Annotated in this window: 12 protein-coding genes; 11 read left to right on the top strand and 1 reads right to left on the bottom strand. The window is 64.9% G+C overall.

Annotated elements, in window-relative coordinates; translation table 11 throughout:
• The 3 genes from ACWEKS_RS47205 to ACWEKS_RS47195 form a co-directional block, all read left to right on the top strand.
• A partial coding sequence (locus ACWEKS_RS47205; RefSeq protein ID WP_452346225.1) for an IS701 family transposase occupies positions 1-607 on the top strand: 607 nt, incomplete at its 5' end.
• A 146-nt stretch (positions 608-753) separates the two neighbouring features.
• Entirely contained in the window at positions 754-1,362 is a 609-nt protein-coding gene (locus ACWEKS_RS47200; RefSeq protein ID WP_452346226.1) for a helix-turn-helix domain-containing protein, read from the top strand.
• The gene (locus ACWEKS_RS47195) at positions 1,275-1,913 is read left to right on the top strand and encodes an IS630 family transposase (protein ID WP_452346224.1); all 639 of its coding nucleotides are present in this window, start codon (positions 1,275-1,277) and stop codon (positions 1,911-1,913) included. The genes ACWEKS_RS47200 and ACWEKS_RS47195 overlap by 88 nt, the downstream gene beginning before the upstream one ends.
• 70 nt (positions 1,914-1,983) lie before the next feature.
• On the opposite strand, the gene ACWEKS_RS47190 is transcribed toward ACWEKS_RS47195, so the two are convergent.
• Positions 1,984-2,862, bottom strand: a complete 879-nt coding sequence (locus ACWEKS_RS47190) for a LysR family transcriptional regulator (RefSeq protein WP_452346223.1) — start codon at positions 2,860-2,862, stop codon at positions 1,984-1,986.
• A 235-nt stretch (positions 2,863-3,097) separates the two neighbouring features.
• Between ACWEKS_RS47190 and ACWEKS_RS47185 the strand changes: the two genes are divergently transcribed.
• The 8 genes from ACWEKS_RS47185 to ACWEKS_RS47150 all read left to right on the top strand — a co-directional run bounded on the left by ACWEKS_RS47185 (position 3,098) and on the right by ACWEKS_RS47150 (position 12,321).
• Positions 3,098-4,303 carry an aminotransferase-like domain-containing protein gene (locus ACWEKS_RS47185; RefSeq protein WP_452346222.1) on the top strand — a complete coding sequence of 402 codons (1,206 nt, stop codon included), beginning with the start codon at positions 3,098-3,100 and terminating at the stop codon, positions 4,301-4,303.
• Positions 4,300-5,040, top strand: a complete 741-nt coding sequence (locus tag ACWEKS_RS47180; protein WP_452346221.1) for an SDR family NAD(P)-dependent oxidoreductase — start codon at positions 4,300-4,302, stop codon at positions 5,038-5,040. Before ACWEKS_RS47185 ends, ACWEKS_RS47180 begins: the two co-directional genes overlap by 4 nt.
• A 31-nt stretch (positions 5,041-5,071) precedes the next feature.
• Positions 5,072-6,346 carry an aminotransferase family protein gene (locus ACWEKS_RS47175; protein ID WP_452346220.1) on the top strand — a complete coding sequence of 425 codons (1,275 nt, stop codon included), beginning with the start codon at positions 5,072-5,074 and terminating at the stop codon, positions 6,344-6,346.
• On the top strand, positions 6,343-7,836 hold the full coding sequence (locus tag ACWEKS_RS47170; protein ID WP_452346219.1) for an NAD-dependent succinate-semialdehyde dehydrogenase: 1,494 nt from the start codon (positions 6,343-6,345) through the stop codon (positions 7,834-7,836). Before ACWEKS_RS47175 ends, ACWEKS_RS47170 begins: the two co-directional genes overlap by 4 nt.
• Positions 7,837-7,886: 50 nt before the next feature.
• A complete protein-coding gene (gene ald / locus ACWEKS_RS47165) occupies positions 7,887-8,978 on the top strand; it encodes an alanine dehydrogenase (RefSeq protein ID WP_452346218.1) in 1,092 nt (363 codons plus the stop codon).
• 675 nt (positions 8,979-9,653) lie between these two features.
• Positions 9,654-9,893, top strand: coding sequence for a transposase (locus tag ACWEKS_RS47160; protein ID WP_452346217.1), 240 nt, complete (start codon positions 9,654-9,656; stop codon positions 9,891-9,893).
• Between the two features lie 1,326 nt (positions 9,894-11,219).
• Positions 11,220-11,921 (top strand): hypothetical protein, encoded by a 702-nt coding sequence (locus ACWEKS_RS47155; RefSeq protein ID WP_452346216.1) that lies wholly within the window; start codon positions 11,220-11,222, stop codon positions 11,919-11,921.
• 139 nt (positions 11,922-12,060) lie between these two features.
• Complete coding sequence (locus ACWEKS_RS47150) at positions 12,061-12,321, top strand: hypothetical protein (protein ID WP_452346215.1); 261 nt, start codon at positions 12,061-12,063, stop codon at positions 12,319-12,321.
• Positions 12,322-12,430 lie beyond the last annotated feature (109 nt).

Raw genomic sequence — 12,430 nt, 5'->3', positions numbered from 1 at the left:
CTCCGGTCTCACCGACCGCGACCTGCCCTACGTGGTGGCCGTCAAGGGCTCCACCGGCGTGCACCGCGGTGACGCCCGCCCACAGACCCCGCCCCGCCCGGCAACCGGACGACCACCCACACCGCGATACCCCGACCCGCCGAGGACCTGCAAGGACCTCGTCCTCGACCACGGCGAAGCGGCGTTGCGCCAGGTGACCTGGCGACACGGCAGCAAGACCAGCCCCACCAACCCCAACGCCGAGTTGACTTCCCGCTTCACCGCGATCCGGGTCCGCCCGTCGGGCCGCACCATCACCCCCGCCCCCGACGGCACCCTCCCCGAGCTCTGGCTACTGGCCGAATGGCCCACCGACACAAGCGAACCCACCGACTACTGGCTGTCCACCCTGCCACCCGACACCCCAATCACCGATCTCGTCCGACTCGCCAAAATCCGCTGGCGCATCGAACACGACTACCGCGAACTCAAAGACGCCCTCGGCCTCGACCACTTCGAAGGCCGTTCCTGGCTCGGCTGGCACCACCACGCCACCCTCACCACCGCCGCCCACCTGTTCCTCACCACCCTGCGGCTCACCACCCCAAAAGCGGGCGGGCAGGACTGACCCTCTACGGCATACTCCGCAAACTCCAACGCGCACTTGCCATCTGGATCAGAACCTGCCCGCTCTGCCACCACACATACTTCGACCCAACAAAGTCCTACTAGTGCTGCGTTCCTCAATTATCGTGTATCTTGTTGCTGGTCTTGGTGGTTCGGGTGTGGTCGAGGTGGGTTGTGCCGAAGGTGTTGGTTGCGCGGGCGGCACGGGATGTGTTGGAGGAGCGCAAGATTCGTAAGCTGGCTGCGGCTCGGCATGCGCCTGGGGATTGGATCCGGCGTGCGCGGATGATCACGGCGAGTTGGGACGGTATGTCCACTGCGGAGATCGCGAGCGAGCTGGGCTGTCATCGGCAGACGGTGCGAGAACGGTTGCACCGGTTCAATACTCACGGCTTGGATGGTCTGGGCGATCGGCGAGGGGCAGGGCGTAAACCGCGGCTGACCGAAACAGAGCGCAGCCGGATCGTGGCCTTGGTCGCCACCACCCCGCCGGGGCGTTTGACCCGGCGATCGGACGGGGCTCTGGAGGCCGAGCAGGACGCAGCGCCGTCGAGCTGGACCCTGGATTCGCTCGCCGCGGCCCTGCGCGCCGAAGGCATTGTCGTAGGCCGTAGTCAGGTCCGCAGAATCCTTGCAGCAGAAGGTGTTCGATGGCGTAGACCGCGGTCGTGGACGACGAGCAAGGACCCGTACTTCGTCCCAAACCGACCCACATCGTCGGTCTCTACACGCAGCCACCCGCGGGCGCCACGGTAGTCTGCGCCGACGAACTGGGCCCGGTCTCACCCCGAATTTTCGGACCAGCGCCAGGGTGGTCGGTCGATGGGCACCGGATCAAAGCGCCACTGGAATACTCGCGCGGCCCGGACAAGATCTGGGTCTACGGATCGATCCGCGTCCGCGACGGCCGGGCCGTCACGCTCACCGCGTCCTCCCGCAACAGCGTCAACTACCAGCGCTTCCTGGAGCTGATCGAACAAGCCAACCCGACCGGTGACATCCACGTGATCACCGACAACCTGTCCAGTCACAACAGCAAATCCACCCGCGAATGGCTCGAGGACCATCCGAGGATCAAGCACGCGTTCATCCCCGTCGGGGCGTGCTGGCTCAACCTGCAAGAACCATGGTGGCGGATCTTCCGGCGAGAAGCACTCGCCGGACAAACCTTCGCCGACCACACCGAAATCGACCGAGCCACCCACCAAGCCACCGCCGCCCTCAACGCCCGCGCACGACCCTGGATCTGGGGCCGACCAACCCCGAAACCCCGAAACCTACGCCGCCGCTTTATCTACCACCTTTGAGGAACACAGCACTAGATTCGCGGTCGAGATCGCGAATGCAACACCAGACGCGGTGCGAGCCGTGGGCGGGCTACATCAGGTAGTGAGCGAAGGCGTCGCGGCACGCGATCACCGCGGGGCGTCGTTCTGCTCCGGTGCGGCAGATCAGGGAGATGCTGCGACGCTGGTGTGTGCCGAGCAGTGTCGAGGGTGCGAGGTGCGTGCGGGCGTCGCGCACGAGCAGATCGGGCAGGAACGCCGCGGCCAGCCCGGCCTCGACCATTCGCAGGTGGAACAGCAGGTCTGGCGACTCGTAGGCGATGTCGGGTTCGAATCCGTACTGCTGACACAGCCCTCGCACCCACGCGTGCGCTTCGGTTCCGCTGGGCTCGAGCACCCATCGGATGCGGCGCAACGCCTCGAGGGTGTCGATGCTGGTGTGCGTCGGGACGTAGGCGCGGATCGGATCGTTCATGAGCAGGTCGGCATGCAACTCGGGAGGCACGGACTCGGAGGTGCCGTAGCTGTCGGCCACGAGCACATCGATGCGACGCGAGGTCAGCAGGAGCAATCCGTCCTCGGGTTCCACTTGCCGGAATCGAACATCCAGCGCAGGGTGCTGTCGCTGAAGGGTATCGATGACCTGGGGCACTGCGGTGCGACTGACCGTTGTGAAGGCTGCAAGACGCAAGGTCCCACGTACCTGCGTGTCGCTGGCTGCGAGATCGGTTTCGGCTCGCTCGAGGATGGCCAGAATGTCATCGGCGTGACGCACGAGCTCCTCGGCAGCCGAAGTGAGCCGGACACCACGCCCGACCTTCTCCAACAGGGGAACGCCAGCTTCCTTCTCGAGCAATCCGAGTTGCTGCGAGACCGCGGAGTGGGTGTACGACAGAGCTCGCGCCGCAGCAGTGATACTTCCGCGGAGCTTGACCTCGCGCAAGAGCACGAGGCGGTGGACGTCCAGCATGCCCGCAGACTAGCCGGTCACCAACCGTCGCGGCCGACACAGGGCTCACCTCCACCCAAAGGTTCTCCCCACCACCGGAATGCCCCTGACCCGACGTCGTCTCGAAACATCTCGGCTGGTCGCTTGCATCCGAACACGTCAAGTAACTTAACTGGATTTCGTCATCAATCGTCGCTTTTTCTGTTGCGTTTCCGGTCATACCGTGATTCCGACGACTTGATGAATGGAGAACACAATGACCGGCGGCCTGCTTCCTCTCGCCCACCGGACTTCTGATCTTGTCGGGTCGGTCATCGACTCGTCGACATCGCTACTCGCTCGCCAGACTCACGACATCGTCCGCTTCGCCATGGGCGCTCCCAGCGACGACCTCATGCCTGTTGATCTCCTGGACCACTACGCCGCACATGCCGTGCCCGGCAAGTACAGCTACGGCGCCACCGAAGGCGAGCGGTCGCTGGTCGAGCAGATCCTCAAACTCCAGGCCGAGCACGGTATCACCACCACCAATGACCGGATCACCGTCACCACCGGCGGGATGCAGGGCCTGGACCTGGCCTGCAAGTTGTTCATCAATCCCGGGGATTTGGTCATCGTCGAAGGCCCCACCTACACCAACGGCAACGCCACCGCCCTGTCCTATGGCGCCGACCTTCTCGAGGCCCCTCTCGACGACGACGGCCTCGTGGTGGAAGCCCTGCCCGACCTCGTCGCGCAGGCCGGGCGGACGCCGAAGGCGATCTACACGATCCCGAATTTTCAGAACCCGTCCGGCGTCACGCAATCGCAACGACGCCGGGAGCAACTACTCGAGCTCGCCTCCCGGTGGGGCGCGATGATCATCGACGATGATCCGTACGGGCTTCTTCGCTTCGAGAACACTCCGATTCCCGAATTCAGCCAGCTCGATCCCGGCAATCCGCTGATTTTCTCGGTGCGGACCTTTTCCAAAATCGTCTCGCCGGGCCTGCGGATCGGCTGGGTCGACGCCGATCCGAGCCTGCAACCGCTGTTGATCAACGCCAAGCAGGCGATGGACACCTGCACCAGCGTTCCCACTCAGCAGACGATCACCGATTTTCTCGCCGGTGAACATCTGCAGCCGCACCTCGATCGCGTGCGAGGCCTTTACCGCGAGCGTAAGGATGCGATGCAAGCGGCTGTGCAGCATCACTTCGGCGACTCGGTGCGTGCCACTGATCCCGAGGGAGGGTTCTTCCTGTGGATAACCTTCGCTGACCAGCAGGTCGACACCCAGGTGCTGTTCGAGACCGCTCTGGCCGAAGGTGTCGCCTATATCCCGGGTCCCGCCTTTTCCGCGAACGGCAACTTCCATAACGCACTGCGCCTGTGCTTCGCCACCTCCACCCCTGAACGCATCCACGAGGGCGTCGCCCGACTCAAGCGCGCCGTCGAGCAGATCGGAGTAAAAACTCGATGACCCGCCGCACCGCCATCGTCACCGGATCCACCTCCGGCATCGGTCATGACATCGCCCGCCGCCTACACGCGGACGGCTTCAACATCGTCATCACCGGCCGCGACGAACAACGCGGCAAGCAGGTCCGGGAAGAACTCGGCGAGAACGCCACCTTCGTCAGGCTCGACCTGACCCAGGACGGCGCACCCGCCGCCCTGGCCGCCGCCGCGATCGATGCCTACGGACGGCTCGACATCGTGGTCAACAACGCCGCCCAGGACCACACCGGGAACCTGCTCGAGGTTCCCCTCGACGAGATCCGGCACGTGTTCGAGGTCAACACCATCGCCGCGATCGCCGTGCTGCAGGAGGGCGCGAAGCGTATGGAGCGTGGCGGCGCGATCATCAACATCAGCTCCCGACTGGCCACCATCGGCGTCCCGACGATGACCATCTACAGCGCCACCAAGGGCGCGATCAACGCGCTCACCACCGCCGCCGCGGTCGAGCTGGCCGACCGCAACATCAGGGTCAACGCCGTCGCCCCCGGCATGGCCCGCACCCCCCTCTACGACGCCTGGGTCAACGAGCAGGCCGACCCCGCCCAGACCGAACGTGACGTCGTCGCCGGTATCCCCCTGGGCCGTCTGGCCGCGCCCGCCGACGTCGCCGCGGTCGTCAGCTTTCTCGCCTCGGAGGACGCGGCCTACATCACCGGTGCCTGCATCCCCGTCGACGGTGGTTATACCGCCCGCTGACCGCCCGACCCGCCACGAAAGAAACACACCCATGACTATCGAAACCACCGTCCTCGAGGGACCCGCCCTCTGGTCCGCCCAGGCACACATTCCGTCCATCCTCGGACGGCAGATCGTGATCGAGCGAGGCGACGGCTGCTACCTGCACACCACCGATGGCCGCCGCCTGTTCGACGGCACCGCCGGCCTGTGGCACGCGAACATCGGCCACGCCCACCCCGCGCTCGCCGAGGCCGCTCACACCCAGATGCTCAAGCTGGAGACCTACCATATCTTCGCCCGGTTCGCCAACGATCAGGCACTCGGGCTGGCTGAACGGCTCGCCGGTTTGTCGCCAATCCGCGACCCGAAGGTGATTCTCAACTCGGGTGGCTCGGACGCGATCGACGTCGCCTGCAAGCTCGCACGCCGGCACTGGCAGCGCGAAGGACGCTCGACCAAGACCATCATCCTCAGCCGCGAGCATGCCTACCACGGCCTGCACGCCTACGGCACCAGCATCGCCGGTTTGGACTTCAACCGCGAGGGCTATGGCACCGACTCCCTGGTACCCGAGACCGCCCGCGTCCCTGTCCACGATGCCGACGCCCTCAAATCCACCATCGCTGACCTGGGTGCGGAGAATATCGCCGCCATCGTCACCGAACCCATCCAGGGCACCGGTGGTGTCAACCCGCCGGTCCCCGGCTACCTCGAGACCCTGCAACAACTGTGCCGCGAGAACGACATCCTGTTCGTTCTCGACGAGGTCATCACCGGCTTCGGGCGCACCGGCACCATGTTCGCCGCGGACCGATTCGGTCTGGAACCGGACCTGATCACCTTCGCCAAGGGTGTCACCTCCGGGTACGCGCCCCTGGGTGGTGTGCTGGTCTCGCCGAAGGTCTGGCAGCCGTTCTACATCGACGACCCGGCCACCCCGATCTTCCGGCACGGCGCCACCTACGCCGGTCACGCCACCGCCTGCGCCGTTGCACAAGCCAACCTCGACGTCCTCGAACAAAACAACCTGCTGGACCATGTGAGCGCGCTCGAGCAGCAGTTGGCCAGCGAACTCGCACAGCTGGCCGCGCACCGGCCCAGCGTCGCCGACGTGCGTGTGGCCGGGTTCCTCGGTGGTGTCACCCTCACCGACTGCGTCAGCGCCGAGACCGCTGCCGACGCGCTGATCGACCTCGGGTTCATCTCCCGCCCGTTGCGCGGCAACACCCTGCAGATCAGCCCGCCCTTCATCACCACCGACGACGAACTCACCGCGTTCATCGACGCCATCGACCATGTCCTGGCCCAGGAGGAAACCAAATGACCGCCGACCTGCGCACAGACCCCTCGCTCGCGGTCGCGAGTCCCGACCGCGCGGCTGCGGCGGACGCAGTCCTCGCTCGCCTTGACCTGCCCAGCAGTGTCGACGCCTTCGGTGTTGTCAACCCCGCTACCGGCGATGTGATTGCTCATGTGCCCGATGCTGATCCGTCCGCAGCGTTGCGGGCGGTGTCGGCAGCTGATGCCGCCGGTCGTGAGTGGGCCGTGCGCCCGCCACGCCAGCGCGCGGACATCCTGCGGCGCTGGTACGACCTGCTCATCGAGCACGCCGAGGACATCGCCCTGCTCATCACCCGCGAGATGGGCAAACCACTGGCCGAATCCCGTGCCGAAGTCACCTATGGCACCGACTTCGTCCGCTGGTACGCCGAAGAAGCCGTCCGCCCCGGCGGCAACCTGCGCGACGTGCCCGCCGGTGGCGGTACCCTGCTGACCCGCCGTGCCCCCGTCGGGCTTTCGGTACTGATCACCCCTTGGAACTTCCCGCTGGCGATGGCGACCCGCAAAATCGCCCCCGCGCTGGCCGCCGGCTGCCCGGTAGTGATCAAGCCCGCCGCACTCACACCATTGACCACCTACTATGTGGTCAACCTCGCGGTATCGGCCGGTGTGCCCACCGACCTCATCCAGGTCGTCACCACCACCAACGCCTCCGCTTTCAGCGAGGCGGTCCTGTCCGATGCTCGTGTCCGGAAGGTCTCCTTCACCGGCTCCACCGGTGTCGGGAAGGTGCTGCTGCGCCTGGCCGCGGGCAATGTGTTGCGTTCGTCGATGGAACTGGGGGGCAACGCGCCGTTGATCGTGTTCGACGACGCCGACCTCGAACGCGCCATCCAAGGCGCCTACGCCGCCAAAATGCGCAACGGCGGACAATCCTGCATCGCCGCCAACCGCATCTACGTCCAAGACGGCATCGCCGACCACTTCATCGAAGGACTCACCGAGAAAATGGCCGCCACCCGCGTCGGCGACGGCCTCGCAGACGCCGTCACCCTCGGTCCACTCATCGACGAACATGCAGTCGAGGGTATGCGGCACCTCATCGAGAATGCCGTCGACCACGGCGCCACCGTGCGCACCGGCGGCCACGCCATCACCGGCCCAGGGCACTTCTTCCAGCCGACCGTTCTGGACCAAGTGCCCGCCACCGCCGACATTGCCCGCAACGAGATCTTCGGTCCCATTGCCGCCATCCAACGCTTCACTACCGAAGCCGAGGTGCTGCAGCGGGCCAACGCGACCGAGTACGGCCTCGCGGGCTACGTGTTCACCGAGAACCTCGACCGCGCCCTCAACGTCGCCGACGCCCTGGAAACCGGCCTGGTCGGCATCAACCAAGGCGTCCCCTCCAACGCCGCCGCGCCCTTCGGCGGCCTCAAACAATCCGGCCTGGGCCGCGAAGGCAGCGCCGAAGGCCTCGACGAATACCAGGAAATCCGCTTCTACAACATCGCCCGCCGCCCCACACACTAACACCCCATCAACCCCGCTACCCCCACCACCTGCACCAAGGAAAATCCACGATGCGTATCTCGACTGTCAAGGAAATCAAGACCAAGGAAGCTCGCGTCGGCCTCACCCCTCCCGGTGTCGCTGCACTCGTCCAGGACGGCCACACCGTCTTCGTCGAACACGACGCCGGCACCGTCGCCGGGTTCAGCGACGACCACTACGAGCAGGCTGGCGCCAAACTCGTCGACCAAGCCGATGCCTGGGCCAACGCCGACCTGCTGGTCAAGGTCAAAGAACCCATCGCGGCCGAATACCAGTATCTGCGCGAAGACCTGACCCTGTTCACCTACCTGCACCTGGCCGCCGACCGGCCCCTCACCGAAGCACTGCTCAAGGCCAAAACCCTCGGTATCGCGTACGAGACCGTCCAGAACCACACCGGCCTGCCGCTGCTCACCCCCATGAGCGAGATCGCCGGCCGACTCGCCGCACACGCCGCAGCCACCTACCTCACCGCCCCCGAAGGCGGCCCCGGGCGGCTGCTCGGCGGCTCTCCCGGCGTCGCACCGTGCCGCGTCGTGGTCATCGGTGGCGGTGTGGTCGGCACCCAGGCCGCGCTCCTCGCGCTGGGCATGCAGGCCGAGGTCACCATCCTCGACACCTCGGCCACCCGCATCCGCGAACTCGACACCATCTTCGGCGGTCGTGCCCGCGTCGTCATGAGCGATCCGGGTACCCTCGCCCGCGAGCTCGGCGCTGCCGACGTGGTGATCGGCGCCGTGCTAGTCCCTGGCAAGGCCGCGCCCAAGGTAGTCCGCCGGGACCAGCTCTCGGTGTTGCCCACTGGTGCCCTGCTCATCGACGTGGCCATCGACCAGGGCGGCGCGTTCGAGACCTCCCGACCCACGACCTACGCCGACCCGATCTACGAGGTCGACGGCGTGCGCCACTACTGCGTGGCCAACATGCCCGGCGGCGTCCCGCAAACCTCCACCCGCGCCCTCACTAACGCAACCTTCCCCTACCTGCGCCAACTCGCCGCCCTGGGACCCGAGCAAGCCATCACTCAGGACCCTGCACTCGCACTGGGGGTCAACACCCGCGCCGGCGTGATCACCCACAACGGCGTCGCCGAAGCCTTCCCCGACCTGCCACGCACCTAACAGAAGCGGCAGCAAGAAGGCCGACAACACACAGCAATAAGGTCCAGGACCAGGTCACGCATTACTACCTTGATCGGCCCTCGGCCACCCAGAGCAGGAGCTTCGATGCTGCAAAGGACAAGGCCGTATCGAGAGCAGAGTCATCCGACCTTTCGCGTCGCAGGTGCCACCCACGCGGCCGAGCGACCCCGAGTTCGCTGATCGGGCCAAGGCACACTGCGCCAGCTCGCCCCGCGAACGAAACTGATTTCACTGATGACCCAAACGACGTGATGGGACCCCGTGGTTCGGTTCAGCTGACACACGGGGTCCCGTGAACCGTCTGTAGGTGTTTGGGGTGGCCGGTGGCTGGCCTGGGCTGGCTGGAAGGGTGGATGCTGGTTCTTCTTCGTGCTGGGTGTGACTCGTGAATCGTCTGCCCTCCGTTGGGGTGTCATTCCCGGGAGTTGTCCACTCGGCTCGAAGGCCGGTGCCAACCCGGCCCACCACAATGGCCTGATCAGAAGCTTGCCCAACCGAAATCGGTGGTGGCTCATTACAGGTTTGCCTCGTAGTGATCTCCACCCAGGCCGACGCCGGTCACGACGTCCACCCGTTAACAGGAGACCTCGCATTGTCCACCGTGGCAGATCACTAACGACAACGGCGACCAGCTCACCGAACTGGTGAACGAGCATGCCCCACAACTGCTTTTCCCTGTTCGGGGCCGGAGCGGTTACCGCAGCGGTGATCTTGACGGTGTGGTCGCACCCAGGACGGATCAAGACCGAGACCGCGCTGGCCAAGATCGCCGGAACCTGCCCGATTCCGGCCTCATCCGGGCAACCCGATCCGTCACCGACTAAATCGCGGCGGCGACCGCCGCCTCAACAGGGTGATCAACACCGTCGTTCTGACCCGCATACGCGCCGATGAGGCCACCCGCGCCTACGTTCGGCGGCGCCTCGCCGAAGGACGCACGCGACGGATCAGACGTTGCTTCAAGCGCTACATCACCTGGCAGATCTTCGGCACCCTCACCCAAACAGCCCAGGCACTTGACAACACACATAAGCCTCCCGGGTTTGGGGCCGCTTTCGACGATCACGCATAAAGGTGGACCGCGATCATCACCACACCGATGCCATGCCCGGCACCAACGAGACGCGCCGTAACCCCAGGTCACGCCCTCACATCACGACTTTGTCGGAGCCCTGATCGACGGCCACATCGCGGTCATCATCGGACTCGTCGATAAGAGGGCAGGTCGGAGCGCCACTCCCTCTGCCGTAAACGAATCGGTTTCTGACAATCTGCGGTTTCGTGATTGTCGCGCGCGTCATGCCGCGGCCTGTACGTTAAATCGCGGACAATCCGTCATCAACGCTAACCGATCATCGTCAGTAATCGCAGCTTTTGCGTGCGCTTATCTGCCACATATAGTGAGCTCCACCACTTGATTGGCGACCTTGTCTATTGCACCCGGCCATGCGAGCCGAACCAGCAGGGTCCATTACGGGAGCCAATCCGAATGGCCATGTTCCAGTCATTCGGTTTCCAATAGTACGTGTGAGGAGTGTCGACACTGGCGATTGCTTATGGCGCGCGTAAAGGTTGGCGATCATACTTCGGCGAATGTCGCCCTCTGTAACAGAATCCCAATATCTTCCTCATTTGGAAGTGTGGAAGAAAGTAAAACGATGAGGAAATAAATTGTTTGCGCAGCCCCACCCTCAGCCGCCTTGCCTTCTCCGAATGGTTTCGGGACTTCGATGCGATCTTGCTGCCCACCGTCGCAGTACCAACGATCCCACTGCCCGACATTGAAGGTCGAGCGCCGATCCCGAACGGCCTCACTCGGCAGGTGAACTACCTCGGCCTGCGCCCCCTCTCTCGGCTGACCAGTCGGGCAGGCTGCCCGTCGACATCCAACTCGTCGGTAAACCCTATGCCGAGCGTGCCATTCTGCGACTCGGTAAGGCATTATCAGGATCAACGCGATCCTGATGGCCGTCACTCTCGTATCAATTCTGTCGACCCGGCATCGGATATGCGGTTTCAAAAAGACCGGGTGTGGCCTCATGTGAGAGTCGTGGTAGCCCTGGCGTGCCTGCGATATCTACGGGGAGCTGTACATCGGAACTCTGCGAACCATTCTGTCAGCTCGCCGAAGCTGGTCCGGTGGAAGCGAACGATCCACGTAATTCAATGACGCGATCCCGACGACCATGTCATCGCGAAGTTAACGAGAAAGTGTAAGTTATGAACAGCAAAACACTGGCCGGTGTTGCCGTCGCCATTACCGCCTTGTCGCTGCCGGCCGGCGCCGCGAACGCCGACCCCGCGGCCACAACGGGTGCGGTGAACTACACGGCCACCACGACACCGACGTCGACCGTGATCGAGACCGATGCGGGTTCGCTGGTCGACGACCACGGTGTGTTCAAGATCAAGGCAGCCGACGGGACGGTGCTGGGCGGCACGGAGTTGTCGTTCCGTGTCGATGATTTCGTGTTCCCGATCGCCGCGGACATCCATGACCGCACCGCCACGCTGACCCCGCAGTTCGATATGGCGCACGCGCAATACAAGCCGGTGGCGTTGCCCTACGAGGACACCGCGCCCTGGAAGACCCCCTACGACCGTGAGCAGGCTGCCTGGAACCGTATGGCCTCCACCGTCAGCACCGGTGCCACGATCGGCACCTTCGTCGGTGGCATCGCCGGTGGTGCGGTCGGCTGCGTGCTCGGGGGTATCGCGGGTGCGACGGTCGCGTCGGCGACCATCGTCGGGTTGTTCGGTCCGTTCATCCCCGCCGCGGCGATCGGCTGCCTGGGCGGGATCGTCGCGGTCGGTGCGCTGGGCACCCTGGCCGGGCAACTGCTGGTGACCGCGCCGGTCGCGATCCTGGCGGCGGCGCAGTACTTCACCACCATCAACCAGCCGTTCACACCGGCGAAGTAGGTGGGGAAGACCCAACGAGAAACTCGTTGGGGGACAGATGGTCTCGCCCGGATACACCGGAGCTGCCCCTCGGACCGGGCGAGACCATTCACCTCGACCAGCCGGGCCGTCCCGATCCGCAGAACGCCGGACAGAAACTGTGAAAGCGACCGCCCGCGATGACCTCGCCTTCATTGTCCCGTCCGCAGCAGATACGCGCCAGGCAGGCAACACCGACATGACAGCCTTCTTCTCTATCGCCTTCAGCGAGCTGGCGATCTATCTGGGTGCTGCCTGGTGGTTCAGGCAGGCACGCAACACCCCGCCCACTGACGAGATGCCCCGCACCCGCCGACGCTGGCATGCCGTGCTCGGCGTCGACACCGTGACCACCCCACCGGAAAAGGTCCTTCTGCCATGATCGCCACTTCTGTCATCGTTTCCGGTGCTCGGACTCCGGTCGGCAGACTGCTGGGTTCGTTGAAGGGTTTCAGTGGCTCCGATCTGGGCGGGTTCGCGATCACCGCGGC

The sequence above is a fragment of the Nocardia sp. NPDC004711 genome, assembly GCF_053601595.1.
The sequence above is the reverse complement of the archived record's forward strand: the minus strand, read 5'-3'. Positions and strand labels throughout refer to the sequence as shown.